The following is a 19,440-nucleotide window of genomic DNA, read 5'->3' as shown; positions in this document are numbered from 1 at the left end:
GAATACGGCAACGGCTCGTCGCGCGACTGGGCGGCCAAGGGCACCAACCTGCTCGGCGTCCGCGCGGTCATCGCCCAGTCGTTCGAGCGCATCCACCGATCCAACCTGGTCGGCATGGGCGTCATCCCGTTCACCTTCGAAGAGGGCACGAGCTGGAAGACGCTCGGTCTCAAGGGCGACGAGCAGGTGACCATCGACGGCCTCGAGACGATCAAGCCGCGCCAGAAGATGACGGCCAGGATCACCTTCGCCGACGGCTCGACCAAGGACGTGCCGATCCTCTGCCGCATCGATACCCTCGACGAACTCGACTACTTCAAGAACGGCGGCATCCTGCAATACGTCCTGCGCGACCTCGCAGCGTAAGCTGACACGGGCTGGGCGCCGGCGATCGAGCCGGCGCCCATGCCATGACACGGCGGCAGATTCTGCCGCCAACGATCCCGCGCCGGCGCGTTCCGCTCCGGACAATCCCGGACCGATCCGTGACCGCTGTCCTCTTCGCCTGCATGACGATCACCGTGTTCCTGACATCGCTGCTGTCGGGCATCTTCGGCATGGCCGGCGGGATGATCCTGCTCTGGGTGCTGTTCTTCCTCGTGCCCGTGGCGACCGCGATCGCGGTCCACGGCATGGTGCAGATGGTGTCGAACGGATCGCGGGCCTGGTTCTCGCGCGACTATCTGGACCTGCGCATCCTGTCCATCCTGACTGCCGGGCTGTTCAGCGCCGCTCTCCTGCTGTTTGTCGTCGCCTATCGCCCGAGCCTCGTCGTCGTCTCCATCGTCATCGGCCTGATGCCGGTTCTCGTATGGCTGCCGGTCAAGAGGCTGGAGCTCGACGCGTCGAAGCCGCTGCATGCCTATGCCTGCGGCTTCATATCCGGCGGCCTTGCGATAAGCGTCGGCGTCTCCGGGCCGAGCATCGACATCTTCTTCATCCGGACCGGCATGGACAGGCGGACGATCATCGCCACCAAGGCCGCCATCCAATTCCTGACCCATGCGACGAAGGTGGCGTTCTATTGGGACGCGGCGCTGACGCTGTCGTCGGAGGGCTGGCTTGCGGTCGTCGCGGCGGTGCCCATCGCGGTTCTCGGCACGCGGTCCGGCAACCTCATCCTGCAGCGCATGACGGATGCGAATTTCCGCGCCTGGACGCGCTGGATCGTGACCGGCATCGGCGCCGTCTATTTCGTCTCGGGACTGATGCAACTTGCTTGACCGGGCCGTGGCCCGGACCAACCGCCGGCGGCTTCAGCTTTCGGTCTTGGTGATGACGAGACGGACGTCGAGCGCCGCCTTGATGTGGTCGACGGCGGCCTTCTCCGCGCCTTCCGCGTCGCGCCGGCGTATTGCCTCGATGATCGAGACATGTTCCTCGGTCGCCGTGGCGGTCCGGCCTTTCTGGATGAAGGTCGTGTCGGGCAGCAGCGCGATCGTTTCCTGCAGGTCTTCCACAGCCTGGCGAAGATAGCGGTTGCGGGCCGCGTCGTAGAGCCGGGCGTGGAACTGCCGGTTCCATTGCGCGGCGAGCTTCGGATTTTCTGCTGCGGCGGCGAATTCGGCATTGAGCCGTTCGAGATTGGCGATCTCGGCTTCGGTCGCGTGGCGCGCGGCGAAGCGGGCGACAATGCCCTCGAGCTCCTCGCGCATGGCGTAAAGTTCGAAAATCTGCCGCATCGACAGGATCGAGACGGCGACGCCGCGTCCGGGCGCGGCCTCGAGAAGACCCTTCTCCTGCAGCCGCCCGAGCGCCTCGCGGACAGGCGTCCGGCTGACGCTGAGGCGGGCCGCCACTTCCTCTTCGCGCAGCGGGTCGCCCGGCCGGTAGATGCCGTCCCGAATGGCCGCCAGGATGGCCTGGTAGGTGCTCTGGCCGCGGGTCTTGGACAGCAGATCCTTCGATGCGGGCATCGCTTGCTCTCTCCAGTGTGGACATTCCGGCTATAGGAGGAAATGGCCATTGTCCACGGTCTTGCTTTATTGCATGCAATTGGATGCAGAATTGAAACGACGTGATGTGGCGCCTGCCTATGGATGACAGCCGGACGATACGAGCGCGCGGGGGAGGGCAGGCCATCCCTGTTTCCCATACGCTGCGCACGCTGGCCTTCGGCACCGCCGGCGGCGGCTTCGGCTACCTGCTCGGCCTGCCCCTCGGCTGGATGCTCGGCGCGATGGCGACGACGACGGTGCTTGCCATCGCCGGCGTGCGGGTGAGCGCTTCGCCGAAGCCCCGGGCAGCGATGATCGCCGTCATCGGACTTATGGTCGGAAGCGCCTTCAAACCCGAGGTGCTTCGCCAGGCCGGGGAGTGGTCGGCAAGTCTCGCCGCCGTCGCCGCCTACACCGTCATCACCGCCGCTTTCGGAATCTTCGCCTGCCGCCGCCTGGGCCGGCTCGATCCGACCACGGCAGCCCTGAGCGGCATGCCGGGCGGCCTGAGCGAACTGATCGGGATGGCCACGTCGTTCAATGCCGACGTGCGCAGCGTGAGCATGGTTCATGCGACGCGCCTGGTGCTGCTGATCACCATCGTGCCGCTGTCGCTCAGCCTGTCGGGTGCGCTGGCAGCGATCGGCGGAGGTAGCGTCGATCGCACGGTCGACTGGACGATGGCATTGCCGCTCGCGGATGCGGCCGTGCTGGTGTCCTGCGCAGTCGTTGGCGTCCTGCTTGGCCGCCGCCTCCGCTTGCCCGCGGCGAACCTGACTGGTCCGCTGGTGCTCAGCGCCCTGGCCCACGTCACCGGCCTGACGGGGGCGGACGTGCCCGGCCTGGTGGTCGCGGTCGCGCAAGTGGTGATCGGGGCAACGATCGGGCAGCACTTCATCGGCGTCGAGCGGCGGGTGCTGCTGACCGGGGTCGTCCTCGGAACGGTGCTCACCGGCTTCAGCCTGGCCATGGCAGTGCTCTTCGCCATCGGTTTCGACCGGTTTCTCGATATCCCCTTCGCCGTCGGACTGCTCGCACTGGTGCCGGGCGGCCTGCCGGAGATGAGCCTGGTCGCCATTTCGTTCAACGCGGACCCCGCCTTCGTCAGCCTGCATCATCTCAACCGCGTGGTGATCATCGTCGTCGCCACGCCGCTGATCCTGCCCGCCTGGTTGCGGCTGGCAGGGGCGGCGGGTAAGGGCTGAAAGGGATGGCGGGTGTTGCCGAACCGAGATGCCGCCCTCGCCAACCGTCGCTACGCGGCAGCAACAGGAAACGATAGACCATGAGCACAGAACAACCTCCAGTCGATGGAGTGTACCGTGGCACCGGTCATCCTCACCAATCCATGTGCAGCCATCGAGCGCTATCTGGCGTTCGTCCGGCGCTGCGCCGACTATCGCCTGCATCGTTTCGACGAGCGGATGCTCCGACGCATCAAGCGCGACTTCGCGCTGGTCGACCAGGCAGCCGTGCCGGCACTGACGGAGGTGCGACATGCCGCCGTTCGATCCAGTGACCGCGCGCCTTGTCGTCGCGGTTTCCCGGTACGGATCCATCGGGCGGGCGGCAGAACATGAAAACATCGCCGCTTCGGCTGTCAGCCGGCGGATCAGCGAGGTCGAGGCCCGACTCGGTGTCGCCTTGTTCGATCGTTCCCTGCAGGGCGTGCGCCTGACCCCGGCGGGAGAAACCTACGTTGCCGGCTGCCGCGAGATTCTGAGGGAGATCGCCGATCTCCATACGGAGATGGTCGATTTTGCCATTGGGACGCGTGGTTCGCTGCGGCTTGCCTGCACCAGTTCCGCCCTCTCGGGCAGGCTTCCCGAACTGCTGGCCACCTTTGCGGAAAGCCATCGCGGCATCAGCCTCGACATCCAGGAGATGTCCGCCTCGCTTGCGCTTGGAGCGATGGACGACGGACAGGCCGACATCGCTTTCGTGGCCGACAACAACGATGTCGGTCGCTTCGAGACGGAGATGTTCGAGGACGACAACGTGCTGGTGCTGTGCTCGGCGGAGCATACGCTGGCGGAGCGGTTGCGGTCGGGAAGGCCGATCGCCTTCGACGAGGTGGCGCAGCACGAGGTGGTGGGCATCCACCACAGCGGCGCACTGGATCGCCTGTTGAGCGCTGCTGCCGCGCGCAGCGGCCGGGCGCTCGGCGAACGGGTGCGGGTAGAAACCTTTCCGTCGCTGGTGCGGATGGTGGAGGCCGGTTTCGGCATCGGCTTCCTGCGCTCGACGAGCCTGCATCTGCTCGCCGGGACCGATGTCATCAGCGTCCGCCTCTCGGACGACTGGGCCATCCGCAAGCTGCTTGCCGTGCGGCGCAGGTCGAGCCCGCTGTCCAGGCCGATCCGCGAATTCCTGGCGCTCGCGCGCAAGAGCCATGTTCCGCTTGGATAGAGGACCTTCCTTCCCGTTTCTGCATACAATAGTATACATAAAACTTGACGGCTGGTAGTCCATGGGTATCGGGCTGCTTGCGAGAGGGAGGTTCGGATGGCGGTTGATGGCGGGCCGGCGCTGCTTGTTGACGCGTCGCGGCTGGAAACCGCAGTGGCGGCGATCTTCGCAGGTCTTGGCGTTCCTGCGGACGATGCGGCAACCGTCGCGCAGTGTCTGGTGCTGGCCGACCTTCGCGGCGTGGGCACCCACGGCATCTCCCGCATCCCGATCTATGCCGACCGTTTGCGCCGGGGCCTTGTGCGCGCCCGGCCGGACATCCGCGTCACGCATCCCATGCCTGCCGCCGCGCATGTCGACGGCGATGACGGTCTCGGTTTCGTCGTCGCCCGCCGGGCAATGCAGGAAGCGATTGCCGCGGCCAGCCGCTGTGGCATCGGCGTCGCCGGGGTGCGCAACAGCACCCATTTCGGCATGGCTGCGGCCTATCTCATCGAAGCGGTGGATGCCGGCTACGCTGCCTTCGTTTTCACCAATGCCTCGCCAAGCATGCCGGTCTGGGGCGGACGCACGCCGTTCCTTGGGACGAGTCCGTTTGCCTTCGGCGCGCCGGGCGGCGTGGGATCGCCACCGATCATTCTCGACATGGCAACGTCGGTGGTGGCGCGCGGCAAGATCCGGCGCGCCATGCAGGACGGGCAGCCGATTCCCGCCGGCTGGGCGCTCGATGCCGATGGCAGGGAGACGACGGATGCGCGCCGGGCCTATGAAGGCATCGTCCTGCCTTTGGGCGGTCCCAAGGGGTCGGGACTATCGCTGATGATGGAGGTCGTAGCGGGCGTGATGACCGGCGCGGCCTATGGCGGCAAGGTCGGGGACCAGTATCGCGATCTCGACCGGCCGCAGAATGTCGGCCACAGCTTCATCGCTTTTCGCCCCGACCTGTTCCTTGGCGGGCAGGCTTATGGCGACAGGCTGGACGACCTGGTGGAACGCGCGCGAGCATGCCCGCGCTCGAACGAGAAGCAGCCGATCCTCCTGCCGGGCGAACCGGAAGCCGCCCGTGCGGAGGCAGCGCTTGCCGGCGGACTGCCGCTCACCGCCGCGGAACTCGCGATGCTGCGCGAGCAGGCTGCGCTCGTCGGCATCTCTCTTGATCCAGATTCGCTTGGAAAGGTCTGAACGCCATGCTCCGTATCGCGATCCTCGACGATTATCAGGATGTGGCGCTGTCGCTGGCCGACTGGGCCTCGCTTGGCGACGATTACGAGGTCGTCCGTTTCGGCAGGAACCTGGCAACGGAGGACGAAGCCGCCGGTGCGCTCGCCGGATTCGACGTGCTGTGCCTCATGCGCGAGCGGATGCCGCTGCCGGCTTCGCTGATCGGCAGGCTGCCGGCCCTGAAGCTGGTCGTCGTCACCGGCGCCCGCGTGCGCACGATCGACATGGCGGCGGCGGTTGCTCGCGGCATCACCGTCTGCCACACCCATGCGGGTGAATCTGCCCATGCGACGCCGGAAATCGCCTGGGGCCTGATCCTGGCGCTCGCCCGTTCGATCCCCGAGGAGGACGCCCGCATCCGTGCGGGCGGATGGCAACAGACAGTCGGCACCGTCCTCGGCGGCAAGACGCTGGGGCTCGTCGGGCTCGGCAAGCTGGGCAGCCGCATGGTGCCGATCGCCAAGGCGTTCGGGATGAAGGTGATCGCCTGGAGCCCGAACCTGACGGATGAACGCGCCGCCGAGGCCGGCGCACGCCGCGTCGACAAGGAGACGCTGTTTCGCGAGGCCGACGTGGTGTCGCTGCACCTCGTTTTAGGCGAGCGCAGCCGCCACGTCGTCGGGGCAAGCGAACTCGGGCAGATGAAGCAAGGCGCCTGGCTGATCAACACTGCGCGCGGGCCGCTGGTGGACGAAACGGCCCTGATAGATGCGCTTCGGCAGGGGCGGATCAAGGCGGGGCTCGACGTCTTCGATGTCGAGCCGCTTCCGGCCGGCCATCCGTTGCGCACGATCCTGAACACCGTGCTGACGCCGCATCTCGGCTATGTCACGGAGGGTGCCTATGAGGCCTTCTATCGCGATGCGGTCGAGAATATTAAGGCCTGGCGCGCCGGCATGCCGATGCGGGTGCTGGCCGAGCCCAAGAGGGAGGAAGATCGTGACGGACATCGTTAAGACGGCGGACCTGGTCGACAGCAATGACGCCGAGGTGCGGTTCTGTGAAATGCAATGGAGGATGTATGGCAAGCGGAAGGGATTTCACGGCGAAGTCGTCACGCTGAAGACTTTCGAGGACAACCGGCTGCTGCGGGCAACGCTCGAAGGGGACGGCGCGGGCCGGGTGCTCGTCGTCGATGGTGGCGGGTCGCTGCGCTGTGCGCTGGTCGGCGATCAGATCGCCGCCCTCGGCTTCGCCAATGGCTGGCGCGGCCTGCTGATCCACGGAGCGATCCGCGACAGCGCCGACATCGATGCGATGGATTTCTGCGTGATGGCGCTCGGCCAGGCGCCAAAGAAGAGCGGCAAGACGGGTCATGGTGCGCGCGACGTGACGCTCGCCTTCGGCAATGTCGAGTTCCGCACCGGACAATATCTTTATGCCGACATGGACGGCGTGCTGGTGGCCGACAGGGCGGTGCATCAGGCGGGCTGACCAGGGCAGGGCAATAGTGTCTTATCAAAGACGGCGCGTGGGCAGGGCCCGCGCGCCGTCTTCGTTTCCGGCTCAGCCCAGAGCGGCGACGAGCGTGTCGGTGAACTCCTTCGTTCCGAGCGGTCCGCCGAGGTCGCGGGTCCGTGTCGCGACATGGGCGATGACCCGGTCGATGGTGTTCTCGATCAGGGTCGCGGCCTCGACGTGGCGCGGGTCGCCCGAGCGCTCGCCGTGCCAGCGCAGCAACATGGCCGCCGACAGGATCATGGAGGTCGGATTGGCCTTGTCCTTGCCGGCGATGTCGGGCGCCGAGCCGTGCTGGGCCTGCGCGGCGGCATTGTCGGTGCCGGCGTTCAGGGAACCCGCCAGGCCCAGGCTGCCGGAGAGCTCGGAAGCCAGGTCGGACAGGGTGTCGCCATAGAAGTTCGTCGTGCAGATGACGTCGTAGCGGCTTGCATCGCGAACCAGAAGCGCCGCCATGGCGTCGATCAGAACCTCCTCGAGCTGAACGTCGGGGTAGTCGGCCGCGACCTTGCGCACCTCCTTCAGGAACAGCCCGTCGGTGACGACGAAGGCATTCGCCTTGTGCACGGCGGTGACCTTCTTGCGGCGGGTCCGCGCCAGCTCGAAGGAAGCCCTGGCGATGCGCTTGCTCGCCTTTGCCGTCACCTTTCGCATCGAGATCGCGACGTCTTCCGTCGGCATGTATTCGCCGCTGCCGGCATGCATGTTGCGGTCGGGGTACATGCCCTCAGTCGCCTCCCGCATGATGACGAGGTCCATCGCCGTGCCGCGATGGAAGACGCTCTCGCGCGTGCGTGCGGGACGGATGTTGGCGAAAAGGTCGAGCTGGGTGCGGAAGGCCGCCGAGACGTTGATGCCGCCCTTGTCGCGCGGCGGATAGTCGAGATGGGAGATCGGGCCGAGCAGGGTTCCGTCCATTTGGCGCGCCAGGTCGAGCAGGTCTGGCGGCAGTGTCGTGCCAATCTTTTGCAGCGATGCGAAGCCGATGTCACGCGTCGTGTAGCTGAAGCCGAGCGAAAAGCGGCGGTCGACGGCGTTCAGGACCGCCACCGTAGCGCCGACGATTTCAGGGCCGATGCCGTCGCCGGGTAGGACAAGCAGTTTCATGATGTTACGACTCCAGGACCGGATACCGAGGTTGTGTTGGGGGCCGGCGCTTCATGCCGCCGGCGTCGATGCCAGCGTGGCCGACGGCACGAAGACGGTGCCCTCCATCAGCTTGCGCGCGGTGCGCACGACGCCGCCGCTGATGATCTCGACGGCGTTGCCGTCTGGCCTCGTCGTCATGGCGACGTCGATGACGCCGGTCGGATGCTCGATGATGACCGTGCAGTCGTCGCTTTCCGGCCGGTTGGCGATGCCGGCCGCCACCGTGCCGGGAACCAGCACGCAGGAGGAGACGCACAGCCCGCCGGTGACGGCGAATGCGGCGTGGGTCTTGTGGGGCACGAAGTAGCGGGCGGCGACGCTTCCGCCCTCGCGCGGTGCAGCCAGCATGGCCATCTTCGGCACGACCTTGCCGGTCACGTCGCCGAGCCCCATGCGCCGGCCCGCTTCCATGCGCATCGCTTCCATGCGCGCGAAGAAATCCTTGTCTGCATCGAGTTCCGCAGCCGACTCATAGCCGGTCTTGCCGAGGTCGGCGGCGCGGACGATCATCATCGGCACCGCGACGTCGATGAGCGTGGCCTTGACGCCGTCGATCACCTCCATCGGCTTGCTCGTCGGCAACAGGCTGCCCGTCTTCGATCCGACGATGTCCATGAAGTTGAGCCGGATCTCGGCCGCCGTGCCCGGAACCCCGTCGATCCGCTCGTTGCCCTCGTAGTTCACGACGCCGTCCGGCGTCTCGACGATCGCCTCGATGCGGCTCTGGGTGTTGATGTCGTAGATGACGACACTGGTCTTTTCGCCGCCGACCGGCACCATGCCCATCTCGATGGCGAAGGGACCGACGCCGGACAGCATGTTGCCGCAGGAGGGCGAGGTGTCGACGATTGCCTTGTCGACCGAAACCTGGGCGAAGAGATAGTCGACATCGACGCCGTCCCGGTCCGACGGGCCGACCATCGCGACCTTGCTGGTCAGCGTATCGGCGCCGCCGATGCCGTCGATCTGGCGGATGTCGGGCGAGCCCATGGCGGCCAGCAGCACCCGGGCCCGGACTTCTGCATCCTGCGGGATATCCTGCATCTTGAAATATGGTCCCTTGGATGTTCCTCCGCGCATGAGGATACAGGGAATGGCGTGTTGTGCGGGCAAGGTGACCTCGTTCGGTAATGTCGACAATTGGATGCAATTGCACACTTTGAAAATCGGCATGCAAAAACCCCGGCGTTGCCGCCGGGGCGGAATTCAGCGCAGGGGCCAGACCAGCTGGTCGTAGAAGTAGTGTTGCAGCAGGCCGCCGGGCAGGTTCATGTTGAGGATCGACGTCAGCACCAGCACCAGGCCGACGGCCGCGGCGGTCAGGACGGCCGCTTGCAGCCAGCTTGATTTCGCGACGACCTTCAGGAACGCCAGGAAGAAGCCGACGAGGGCGAGCGTGAAGCCAAGAAGGCCGATCGCGATGACGAAGCCGACCAGCCAGCCGACGAACCGCCACAGGCTGCCGCTGCTTGCGCCATCGTCCAGGTCAAAGTTGACGTTACCTGCCGGCCCGCGTCCCGTCGCGCCCCTGACCTGCCAGAACAGCACGCAGGCGGCAGTCAGGAGGCCGACGGCACCGACCGAGACAGGGAACACCGCGTCGAGGAACGAGTTCTGCGCCCCTTCGGCGATCGTGAAGATGAAGAATCCAACGGTGACGATGGTGAAGATCGCCTGCGGCCACAGGTTTTTGGCGGCGGCCGTTTCGTCTTCCTCGCGCTCGAAGTCGATGTCGGTGGTGATGCCGCCGGGGACGGTCGCTTCCTTCGGGGCCTGGCGCGACCGGCTGGTGAACCAGAGCGAGGCGATCGTTACCAGTGCGATCGTGACGGCGATGGGCCGGAGCGGGAAGCCATAGCCATAGAACTGGACCGCCTGGTAGAAATAGGTCTCCACCTGCCCAGCCAGCACGAAGCCGATGAGGAAGGCGGGCCGGGGCCAGCCGAAGCGTTTCAGGAAGATGCCCGTCAGCGCGATGACCAGCAGGGCCAGGATGTCTTCGAAGGATCGTGTCGACTGGAACGCGCCGAAGACGATGATGAGGATCATGAAGGGCGCAAACAGCACGAAGCGGATGGTCGTCAGGCGCGCGATGCTCGGCGACAGGGCGATGCAGGCCGCGGTGCCGACGACGTTGGCGAGCGCCAGCGTCCAGACCACGGTGTAGGTCAGGTCGAGGTCGCGCTTCGGATCGGCCATGCCGGGACCCGGTTGAAGCCCGATCAGGATCATCGCGGCGAGAAAGATCGCCATCGAGCCGGAGCCGGGGATGCCGAACAGCAGGGTCGGGATGAGGTTGCCGCCGGCGCAGGAGTTGTTGGCCGCTTCCGGCCCGATGACGCCACGGATGTCACCCTTGCCGAACTGCGACTTGTCCTTCGCGCTTTGGACGGTATGGCCGTAGGAGATCCAGTCCGAAACGCTGCCGCCAAGGCCCGGCATCAGGCCGACGCAGGCGCCGATCGTGGCGCAGCGCAGCGTCAGCCACTTCTCCCGCCAGGTGTCGCGCACGCCGGCCAGCCAGCCGCGGCCGAGCTTGCCGGTGCTCGAAATGCTCGCCTGGCCCCGCAGCAGGTCGAGCACCTCGGGAAGCGCGAAGATGCCGAGGCCGATGATGGTGATCTCGAGGCCGCTCATCAGGTAGAGCGAATCGAAGGTCATGCGTTCGCCGCCATTGGCGGGAGCGGTGCCGATGGCCCCGAAGGCAAGGCCGAGCGAGCAGGCGGCCACGCCCTTGGCGAGGCTGCTGCCCGACAGCACGCCCACCATGGACAGGCCGAAAATGGCCAGCATGAACAGCTCGGCCGAGGTGAAGCTCAGGATGAGCGGACGCGCCACGATGACGATGGCGGTGAGGCACAGGGCGCCGAACAGGCCGCCGATCATGGAAGCCGAGAACGACGCGCTCAGCGCGCGTGCGGCTTCGCCCTTGCGGGCAAGCGGGAAGCCGTCGAGCACCGTCGCCTGCGAGGCGGACGATCCGGGGATGCCCATGAGAATACAGGAGAAGGTGTCGGAGGTGGGGATGACCGCCAGCAGTCCGACCATCATCGCAATCGCGGCGGTCGGCTCCATGCCGTAGACGAATGGCAGCAGCAGCGACATGCCGGCGATGCCGCCGAGTGCGGGCAGGATGCCGACGACGAGGCCGATCGCCACGCCGATCATCATGTAGCTGAGGTGATGGAGGGTCAGCAGGTTCTGGAGCGAAGTGACGAACACATCGATCACTGGGGCTGTCCTTTCGATAGGCAACGGTTGCGGGCGGCGCCTTCGCGCCGGCCTTGTCAATGTCGGCAGGTGAATTTTCGAGCCCGACAGGCGTCGTCCAGAGTACCCGCCGCCTGTCGGCGGCGGGTACTCTGGCGATCAGAGCTTGACCTGGTATTCCGTGTCCAGGAAGTTGCGCACCCAGTCGCGCGCCTCGGGCTTGATCGTCGTGGCGACCTTGTAGAGTTGCTCGATGTCGTTGCCGACGGCCTGGGTGTAGTCGCCGAGGACGTCGCCCTTGGCCTTCTGCAGTTCCGGATCGGCCACGGCGTCGGCAAAGGCCTTGCGATAGGTCGCGACGATGTCGTTCGAGGTGCCTTCCGGCAGCATGCACGGCTTCTGGGCCGCGAAGCCCGAGCCGAAGAAGGCGAGATAGGCGTCGTATTCCACGCCCGATGGCTTCTTGCCGTGCATCATCTCGTAGGCTTCGACGAAATGCGGCAGGTCGGGGAAGGTCGGATCGCGGGCGACGTTGCCCTGGGCATCGAGGATGCCCCAGGAGAACATCGGAACGGCCGTTCCGGCCTCGACTAGCGGGGTGACGTTGGTCAGGTAGGCGGAGGAGGTCTGGTAGTCGATCGTCGCTTCGCCGCGCTCGAAGGCAAGGCGCCCGTCGCCGCGTCCCTGCATGCCGAACACATGGCGGACCTTGAGGCCGAGCAGGCGGAAGGCAAGCATCGGCACGAGGTCGAGCGAGGTCGCGCCCTGGCTACCGTAGACCAGGTCCTGGTCCTTGATCTTGCCAAGTTCGGCCGGCGACTTCACTTCGAACTTGGCGGGCAGATAGCACACGCCACCGGTCGGCGAGACCAGCACGGGAATGAGCTTGGCGTAGTCGTAGCGCACGCGCGGATCGCCGAGCAGGAACGGGAACTGCGTCGATCCCGAGGTGCCGAGGATCGCAAGCCCGTCGGGCCGCGCGCGGGCGACGAATTCGTTCGATCCGGTGATCGATCCGCCGCCGGGCACGTTCCGGACCACGACGTTGGGATTGCCCGGCAAATACTTCGACAGATACGGGGCGAAGAAGCGCGCCCAGACGTCCGAACCGCCGCCCTCGGAGAACGGCATCCACCATTCGACGGTCTTGCCGGCGAAATCGACCGAAGCCTGCGAAAATGCAGGACGCACTCCGGCTAGTCCAAGTGCCGCTGCGGCCGAGCCGGCGGCAAGCAGTTGACGACGCGTAAATTCAGTCATGTTTTTTCCTCCCCAAAAATCAGTGCGTTCAAATGTATACAAACGTACACATAACAATTGGAAACGCCAAGTCCCATGATCGCCCTCGGCGGCATCGTCGTCGTCGTTTCACCCTTGAGGCATATGCGCCAAGTGGATTATTAAGTTAAGTGCAAAATTTTGGAGCAGTGATGCGTCATGAGCATCAATTGTGAAATCCTCGATCTCAGGGCCTTTCTCGGAGTCGTCGAACTTGAGAGCTTTCACCGGGCGGCGGATGCCCTGAACCTTTCGCAGCCGGCTCTCAGCCGGCGCATCCAGAAGCTGGAGGCATCGATCGGGGCGCCGCTTCTCGAGCGTACGACCCGGCATGTTTCGGCCACCGCGCTCGGCCTCGAACTGGTGCCGCTGGTTCAGCGCATGCTAGAGGAGTTCGACAGCTCGCTCTTTGCGGCCCGCGGTCGGGGCGTGCGGCGAAGCGAACTGGTGACGATCGCCTGCCTGCCGACCGCCGCCTTCTATTTTTTGCCGACTGTGATCAAGCAGTTCAACCAGGAATATCCCGACATCCGCTTCCGCATTCTCGACCTGACGGCGACGGAGGGGCTGCAGGCCGTCTCGCGCGGCGAAGTGGAGTTCGGCATCAACTTCATAGGCACCTCCGATCCGGAGCTCATCTTCGATCGCATCGCCGAAGATCCGTTCGTGCTGGCGGCGCGGCGCGATCATCCGCTGGCGATGCGGCAGGAAGTAGGCTGGATGGATCTCGCACCCTATCCGCTGATCACGGTGCACCGCTCCAGCGGCAACCGCACCATGCTCGACGCGACGCTGGCGAGGTCGAACATCGAATTGCGGTGGTCCTACGAGGTGACGCACCTGTCGACGTCGCTCGGCCTGGTGGAAGCCGGCCTCGGCATATCCGTGCTTCCGCGCACGGCGACACCCGGTCCCGATCATCCCATCATCATCACCAGGCCGCTGGGCAACCCGCTGATTTCCCGCACCATCGGCATCGTCCGCCGGCGCGCCGCGACGCTCTCTCCTGCTGCGGAACACTTCCGGAGGATGATCATGGGGGCATGGCAAGGAGGTTCTCAAGGGGCGTGAGCAAGCGGCTCGGGATGAACCAATCGTCTCGCGAAGCGTTATCCGCCACGCACCGAATCATAGGCGAAACCATGGATCCGCATCTGTTCCGACTGGCCGGTTTCCTCTCGCGGCCGCCGGGCTTCTATCTGCTGATCGCTGCAATGATCGCGTCCACGGCCCTGGTCCCGTTCGGGCTGACGGACATCGTGACATACGGGCTGTCGGTTGCTGCGATCTTGATCACAGGCGTGGTGCTGATCCAGGGATACCGCGACACGGCCGCCATTCATGCTAAGCTGGACGAAATCGTGCTCAGTCTGAACCAGGCGCGCAACAACGTCGTAGGGCTGGAGCATTCCGACGCCAAGGAAATAAAGAGGGCGCTCAAGAAGATAGAGCGCGAAGCCAAGTTCGCCGACGATGCCGGCGCGGGCACAAAAGACCCTTGAACGGCGGCCAGTCGCCATGGTCAGGAAGCGCTAGTAGCCCACAAGCCAGAAAAATCCGCTGGCCGTTCCGAACGTCACGGCGAGATAGAGGAAGTCCGTCCAGTCGGCAGGGTCATCGGCAAGATAACCCGACGCCAGGTCATTGAGCCCAGGCGGTTCTTCGTCGGGCGGATGAATGAGGTTTCCATGATGAGGATCATACCGCATGTCGGCGGCTCCACGTTCGAGGTACACCCGATCCCTTGGCATGCAACTCGTGAAACGCGAATGTGTTCCTGCCGCGCCTGCTTTGTCGGCACATCGGCTGTAGCGCGGCACGGGTGGCTACGAGACCACGAGCCACAGGATCATCGAGACTGCCGCGATGACGACCGCCCAATAATACCAGTCCTGCCATGTCATCGGCGAAAGCGGCCGCATTGCGTCGCGCGCCTCCCGCGCTCTGCCATTTTACTCCCGAGTTGACGGAAATTACATGGGGCGCGGACCCGTCCCATCGGTGCGGCGCCGCTGCCCGACATCGCAGCCAAGCAGACAGCCCGCATCGAAGACCTGCGTCCGCCAGGGGCCGGTCGGCGTGCCGGTTTGCCGGTTCATCGCGTTTCGCGTTCGGCAAGCTCGATCAGGTTTTGAAGGGCCGCCAGGCCCAGTCCGTTGATGTGCTTGCGGCCACGCGCGATGTCGATCCGCATCGCGATCTTTGCGGCATCGGCACCGCGAAGATCGGCCAGCCGCTCGATGCCGATCTCTTCGAGATAGCCGATCATTTTCGGGCCGATCGAATAGGCCCGCGACATCGACTTGCGTTCATCTTGCGAGATCATGCGCGGCATCTCCCGGCTGCAACATTGACGCCCAACCGTTTCTTAATCGCTGTCCATTACATGCTGTGAGCGAAAATCGCGGAAGATGGAGTGTGTTGAGTTGCGTTTTTCCGCAGCGATGACGGCCGAACGGTGGCTGCCGGGGCAGATTGCCTCGCGCATCACGCCGTTGCTGCGCCGCGTCGACGCCGTGCTTTTCAGCCCCGACGAGCGTAGCGAAGCCGGCCGCATGTCGCTGATCGCCTTTGCCGTGCGCATCGTCAGCGCTGCGATTGCCTTCGTCAGCCAGGTGCTGCTGGCCCGCTGGATGGGCGGTTTCGAATACGGTATCTTCGTGCTCGTCTGGGTGTCGATGGTCATCGTCGGCTCGCTGTCCTGCTTCGGCTTCCACACCTCCGTCATCCGCTTCATTCCCGAGTATCGCGAAAAGGGCATGCTCGCCGAATTGCGCGGCGTGCTGTTTGCCAGCCGCCTTTTCGTGCTGATCGCCTCGACGGTGATCGCGGCGTCGGGCATGGCCGGCGTGTGGTTTTTCTCCGGCAGGATCGAAAGCTACTACGTCGTACCGTTCTTCCTCGGCATGTTCTGCCTGCCGATGCTGGCGCTGTCGGATGTGCTGCAAGGGCTGGCGCGCGCCAATTCCTGGGCCTTTTCCGCGCTCGTGCCGACCTACATCGTGCGGCCGGTGCTGATCCTGGTGTTCATGGCGGCGGCACTTCTGGCAGGCTTCGCGCCGACCGCCGAGACCGCCGTCCTCGCCTCGATCGCCGCCACCTATGTCACCACCATCGCCCAGTTCGCCCGTGTCGCCTCGCGCGCCGACAAGCGCGTTCCCGCCGGGCCGCGCAGCATCCAGCTTAATTACTGGCTGAAGATCTCGCTGCCGATCTTCCTGGTCGAGAGCTTCTTTTTCCTGCTCACCAATGCCGATGTGCTGATGGTCGGCTTCTACATGGAGCCGGACCGTGTCGCGGTCTATTTCGCCACGGTGAAGACGCTGGCGCTGGTCCATTTCGTCTATTTCGCCGTCAAGGCGGGCGTTGCCCAGCGCTATGCGCAGATTGCCCATGGCGAGCCGGAGAAGCTGGCCGGCTTTGCCCGCGAGACCGTGTCGTGGACGTTCTGGCCGTCGCTGGCAATGGGGCTTCTGGTGCTGTTGCTCGGCGAGCCTTTGCTCGGCATGTTCGGCCCCGGCTTCGACGCAGGTTATCCGTTGCTGTTCCTGCTCGTCGCCGCGGTGGTGGCGCGCTCGGCTGTCGGCCCGTGCGAAAGCCTGCTGACCATGAGCGGCCATCAGAATGTCTGTGCCATGGTCTATGCCGCCACGCTGGCCCTTAACATCGGCCTCAACGTCGCCTTGATTCCCACGCTCGGCCTGTGGGGCGCGGCGATCGCCACTTCGGCGGCGATGATCTTCGAGGCGACCGCGCTGTCGTTCACCGTATGGCGCAAGCTCGGCATCGTCATGGTGCTGTTCATCCCCGTCCGAAGCGCAATGGAGAAAGCCTGATGGTAGCCATCCCGCTTCTCGAAGAGACCAGCGGCGGCCCGGCCGGCTCGATGATCGCCGGCATTGCCGGTGTTCCGACCGATCTCGCCGATCTCGCCCACCTTGAACTGACCGCCAGCGAGCGGCCGCTCAGGCGGCTTGCCATCTATCCGGCCTCCGCCGGCTTCGACCTGGTCGAGGAACTTGACCACCTCTGCGCCCGCACCATCGAGCCCAATGTCTTTTTCAATCCGCGTTTCCTGGCGCCCGCCATGCCGAGGCTCGAGGACCGCGAAGTGCGGCTCGCCGTCATCCGCGACGGCAACGAATTCCGCAGCCGGTTGAGGCTGCTCGTGCCCTATTCGATCGAGAAGCCGGCGGTGCCGCTCGGCGTGCCGGTGATGCGGACCTGGTCGAGCCCGTTCGGGCCGCTCGGCACGCCGCTGCTCGACCGCGACGACCCCGAAGGCGTGATCGCCGATTTCTTCGCCATGCTGGCGCGGCCGCATCTCAAGCTGCCGAAGGTGTTCGTGCTGCCCGACATGCGGCTGGACGGTGCCGCCGCCCGCATCCTGAGCGCGACGGCCGAAAGCCGGGGCCTGCCGCTGGTCATCACCGGCCAGTTCGAACGCTCCTTCCTCGAAAGCGAACTCGACGGCGACGATTACCTCAAGGCCGCGCTCGGCAATCGCCACTACAAGGAATTTCGGCGGCTCGAACGCCGGCTCGCCGAACAGGGTGTGGTCGAGCACAAGGTTGCCCGCACCCAGGACGACGTGCGCCACGCCATCGAACAGTTCCTGACGCTGGAGGCATCCGGCTGGAAGGGCCGCCGGCGCACCGCCATGGCCATCGACCGCTACCGTGCCGCCTTCGCCCGCGAGGCGGTGCACCGGATGTCCGAACAGGACATGTGCCGCATCCATTCGCTGACGCTCGACGGGCGCACCATCGCCAGCCTCGTCGTCTTCGTCGAGGCCGGTGTCGCCTACACCTGGAAGACCGCCTACGACGAGACCTTGTCGGGCTACTCGCCCGGCACGCTGCTGATGATGGCGGTCACGGCGCAGCACCTCGACGACCCCAACATCATGACCACCGATTCCTGCGCCGTGCCCGACCACCCGCTGGTCGGCCGGATGTGGAGCGAGCGCAAGTCGATGGGCACCATCGTCGTCGGGCTGACGCCCGGCGCCGACCGCGTCACGCGCCAGGCGGCCTCGCAACTGCATCTCTATCGCGAGACACGCAAGCTCGCGGTCAAGCTGCGCGACCGGATGCGCAGCCTGCTGAAGCGCTAGAGGGCTTTCGCCTCGCGCTTGGCCCTGTCGCGGAAGATCCGGCGAATGACCTTGCCGGTGGTGGTCAGCGGCATCGAATCGACGAACTCGACCTCGCGCGGATATTCGTGCGCCGACAGCCGCTCGCGCACCCAGAGCCGGATGTCCTCGGCGAGTGCGGCATCGCCGGCAATCCCGTCCTTGAGCATGACATAGGCCTTGACGATCTCGGTGCGCAGGGCATCCGGCTTGCCGACCGCAGCGGCCAGCGCGACGGCGGGATGGCCGGTCAGGCAATCCTCGATCTCGCCGGGGCCGATGCGGAAGCCGGCCGAGGTGATGACGTCGTCGTCGCGGCCGAAGAAGGTGACGTAGCCGTCCTGATCCTCGATGCCCTGGTCGCCTGTCGTCATCCACTCGCCGATGAATTTCTTTTCGGTCGCTTCCGGGCTTTGCCAATATTCGAGGAACATCACCGGGTTCGGCCGGGCAATGGCGATCTGGCCGGGTTCGCCGGCAGGCACGTGCCGGCCGGTGTCGTCGACGATGGCAACCTGGTGGCCGGGCACCGCCTTGCCGATGGCGCCGCCGCGGCTGACGCCGAGGGCGGCACAGGAGGCGAGCACGGCATTGCATTCGGTCTGGCCGTAGAACTCGTTGACCGTGAGGCCGAGCTCGGCGGCAGCCCAGTCATAGGTCTCGCGGCCGAGCGCTTCGCCGGCCGAGCCGACGCTGCGTAAGCTAAGCCGGAAGCGCCTGCGGATATCAGGCACGGTCTTCAGCATCCTGAGCGCCGTCGGCGGGATGAAGGCGTTGCGCACGCCCATCTTCTCGACCAGCACGAGTGCTGCCTCAGGGTCGAACTTGTCGAAGCGGGCGGACACCACCGGCAGCCCGAAATAGAGGCCGGGCAGCAAGAGGTTGAGCAGGCCGCCGGCCCAGGCCCAGTCGGCCGGGGTCCACATCAGGTCGCCGGGCTGCGGCAGGAACTCATGCGCCATCTGGATGCCCGGCAGGTGCCCGAGCAGCACGCGATGGCCGTGCAGCGCGCCCTTGGGCGGCCCCGTTGTGCCCGAGGTGAAGATCATCATCGCCGGATCATCGGGGCCGGTATCTGCGGCAGTAAAATCGGGCGACTGCGACGCGACGAGGCGATGGAAGTCATCCAGCCCGCCGCCGCCAACGACGACGATGGTTTCGAGACCGGGCAGCCGGCCCGCGACCTGGCCGACCTTGGCGAAACCGGCCTCGTTGGTGACGATGGCCCGCACGCCTGCCGTTTGCAGCCGGTATTCGAGTGCCTCGACGCCGAACAACAGCGCCAGCGGAACGGCAATGGCGCCGAGCTTGTAGATGGCGACATGGGCGATGGCCGTCTCGAAGCTCTGCGGCAGCAGCAGCGCCACGCGGTCGCCGCGGCGCACGCCGCGTGACCTCAGCGCATTGGCAAAGGCGTTGGAGCGCCGGGACAACTCGCCGAAGGAGAGTTTTTCCGCCGCCCCTTCGACACGGTAGTCGAGGAGCGCTGTACGTTCAGGGTCGATCGCCGCCCAGCGGTCGGAAACGGCGGTGCCGATGTTGAATTTGTGCGGGATTTTCCAGCGGAAGTCGCGGTAGAGGGCGTCGTAGGTGTCACGCCGTTCGAGCATGGACGGTCGTCTCCGCTCCTCCGCGAGTGGTTTG

19 protein-coding genes and 1 pseudogene are annotated in these 19,440 nt (G+C 65.6%); 12 read left to right on the top strand and 8 right to left on the bottom strand.

The genetic code is table 11. The features are described from left to right. A pseudogene (locus ASC75_RS12835) lies at window positions 1–366 on the top strand (aconitate hydratase); the annotation flags it as partial. Between the two features lie 119 nt (window positions 367–485). Next, entirely contained in the window at window positions 486–1,223 is a 738-nt protein-coding gene (locus tag ASC75_RS12830) for a sulfite exporter TauE/SafE family protein (protein ID WP_055975661.1), read from the top strand. Window positions 1,224–1,256: 33 nt separating this feature from the next. Here the strand turns inward: ASC75_RS12830 and ASC75_RS12825 are convergent, their stop codons facing one another. Then, window positions 1,257–1,916 (bottom strand): GntR family transcriptional regulator, encoded by a 660-nt coding sequence (locus tag ASC75_RS12825; RefSeq protein ID WP_055975658.1) that lies wholly within the window; start codon window positions 1,914–1,916, stop codon window positions 1,257–1,259. Window positions 1,917–2,035: 119 nt separating this feature from the next. Here ASC75_RS12825 and ASC75_RS12820 point away from each other — a divergent pair, with 119 nt between their 5' ends. From ASC75_RS12820 to rraA, 6 genes are all read left to right on the top strand, one after another. Then, window positions 2,036–3,142 carry an AbrB family transcriptional regulator gene (locus tag ASC75_RS12820; protein ID WP_055975653.1) on the top strand — a complete coding sequence of 369 codons (1,107 nt, stop codon included), beginning with the start codon at window positions 2,036–2,038 and terminating at the stop codon, window positions 3,140–3,142. 117 nt (window positions 3,143–3,259) lie between these two features. After that, the gene (locus tag ASC75_RS26275; RefSeq protein WP_162244919.1) at window positions 3,260–3,517 is read left to right on the top strand and encodes a hypothetical protein; all 258 of its coding nucleotides are present in this window, start codon (window positions 3,260–3,262) and stop codon (window positions 3,515–3,517) included. Next, window positions 3,435–4,346, top strand: a complete 912-nt coding sequence (locus ASC75_RS12815) for a LysR family transcriptional regulator (protein ID WP_055975650.1) — start codon at window positions 3,435–3,437, stop codon at window positions 4,344–4,346. The genes ASC75_RS26275 and ASC75_RS12815 overlap by 83 nt, the downstream gene beginning before the upstream one ends. Before the next feature lie 96 nt (window positions 4,347–4,442). Continuing rightward, window positions 4,443–5,528, top strand: coding sequence for an Ldh family oxidoreductase (locus ASC75_RS12810; protein ID WP_055975646.1), 1,086 nt, complete (start codon window positions 4,443–4,445; stop codon window positions 5,526–5,528). A gap of 5 nt (window positions 5,529–5,533) precedes the next feature. Then, window positions 5,534–6,523, top strand: coding sequence for a D-2-hydroxyacid dehydrogenase family protein (locus ASC75_RS12805; protein ID WP_055975642.1), 990 nt, complete (start codon window positions 5,534–5,536; stop codon window positions 6,521–6,523). Then, complete coding sequence (rraA, locus tag ASC75_RS12800) at window positions 6,507–7,001, top strand: ribonuclease E activity regulator RraA (protein WP_055975639.1); 495 nt, start codon at window positions 6,507–6,509, stop codon at window positions 6,999–7,001. The genes ASC75_RS12805 and rraA overlap by 17 nt, the downstream gene beginning before the upstream one ends. Window positions 7,002–7,073: 72 nt before the next feature. Here the strand turns inward: rraA and ASC75_RS12795 are convergent, their stop codons facing one another. From ASC75_RS12795 to ASC75_RS12780, 4 genes are all read right to left on the bottom strand, one after another. Further along, window positions 7,074–8,132 (bottom strand): isocitrate/isopropylmalate dehydrogenase family protein, encoded by a 1,059-nt coding sequence (locus tag ASC75_RS12795; protein WP_055975637.1) that lies wholly within the window; start codon window positions 8,130–8,132, stop codon window positions 7,074–7,076. A 51-nt stretch (window positions 8,133–8,183) separates the two neighbouring features. Next, entirely contained in the window at window positions 8,184–9,347 is a 1,164-nt protein-coding gene (locus ASC75_RS12790; RefSeq protein WP_082496549.1) for a 4-oxalomesaconate tautomerase, read from the bottom strand. A 33-nt stretch (window positions 9,348–9,380) separates the two neighbouring features. Beyond that, a complete protein-coding gene (locus ASC75_RS12785) occupies window positions 9,381–11,405 on the bottom strand; it encodes a tripartite tricarboxylate transporter permease (protein ID WP_055975631.1) in 2,025 nt (674 codons plus the stop codon). Window positions 11,406–11,543: 138 nt separating this feature from the next. Then, window positions 11,544–12,644 (bottom strand): tripartite tricarboxylate transporter substrate-binding protein, encoded by a 1,101-nt coding sequence (locus ASC75_RS12780; protein ID WP_055975628.1) that lies wholly within the window; start codon window positions 12,642–12,644, stop codon window positions 11,544–11,546. 177 nt (window positions 12,645–12,821) lie between these two features. Between ASC75_RS12780 and ASC75_RS12775 the strand changes: the two genes are divergently transcribed. Together ASC75_RS12775 and ASC75_RS12770 are read left to right on the top strand one after the other, a co-directional pair. Next, window positions 12,822–13,733 carry a LysR family transcriptional regulator gene (locus tag ASC75_RS12775; protein ID WP_055975624.1) on the top strand — a complete coding sequence of 304 codons (912 nt, stop codon included), beginning with the start codon at window positions 12,822–12,824 and terminating at the stop codon, window positions 13,731–13,733. Between the two features lie 71 nt (window positions 13,734–13,804). Beyond that, window positions 13,805–14,164, top strand: a complete 360-nt coding sequence (locus tag ASC75_RS12770; protein WP_055975620.1) for a low affinity iron permease family protein — start codon at window positions 13,805–13,807, stop codon at window positions 14,162–14,164. A gap of 30 nt (window positions 14,165–14,194) precedes the next feature. Here the strand turns inward: ASC75_RS12770 and ASC75_RS12765 are convergent, their stop codons facing one another. Next, window positions 14,195–14,371, bottom strand: a complete 177-nt coding sequence (locus ASC75_RS12765) for a hypothetical protein (RefSeq protein ID WP_156381238.1) — start codon at window positions 14,369–14,371, stop codon at window positions 14,195–14,197. A gap of 386 nt (window positions 14,372–14,757) precedes the next feature. Beyond that, window positions 14,758–14,988, bottom strand: a complete 231-nt coding sequence (locus ASC75_RS12760) for a hypothetical protein (protein ID WP_055975682.1) — start codon at window positions 14,986–14,988, stop codon at window positions 14,758–14,760. Window positions 14,989–15,088: 100 nt separating this feature from the next. Between ASC75_RS12760 and ASC75_RS12755 the strand changes: the two genes are divergently transcribed. Next, window positions 15,089–16,498: a lipopolysaccharide biosynthesis protein gene (locus ASC75_RS12755; protein WP_055975614.1), complete on the top strand. Its 1,410-nt coding sequence runs from the start codon at window positions 15,089–15,091 to the stop codon at window positions 16,496–16,498. After that, window positions 16,498–17,778, top strand: a complete 1,281-nt coding sequence (locus ASC75_RS12750; protein ID WP_055975611.1) for a GNAT family N-acetyltransferase — start codon at window positions 16,498–16,500, stop codon at window positions 17,776–17,778. Before ASC75_RS12755 ends, ASC75_RS12750 begins: the two co-directional genes overlap by 1 nt. Here ASC75_RS12750 and ASC75_RS12745 read toward each other — a convergent pair. Continuing rightward, entirely contained in the window at window positions 17,775–19,406 is a 1,632-nt protein-coding gene (locus ASC75_RS12745; protein ID WP_055975608.1) for an AMP-binding protein, read from the bottom strand. The two genes, ASC75_RS12750 and ASC75_RS12745, sit on opposite strands and share 4 nt — an antisense overlap. Window positions 19,407–19,440 lie beyond the last annotated feature (34 nt).

Origin of the sequence: Aminobacter sp. DSM 101952 (assembly GCF_001424795.1) — a bacterium.
Taxonomy (GTDB): Bacteria; Pseudomonadota; Alphaproteobacteria; order Rhizobiales; family Rhizobiaceae; genus Aminobacter; species Aminobacter aganoensis.
This window is presented reverse-complemented; position numbering and strand designations above follow the sequence as displayed.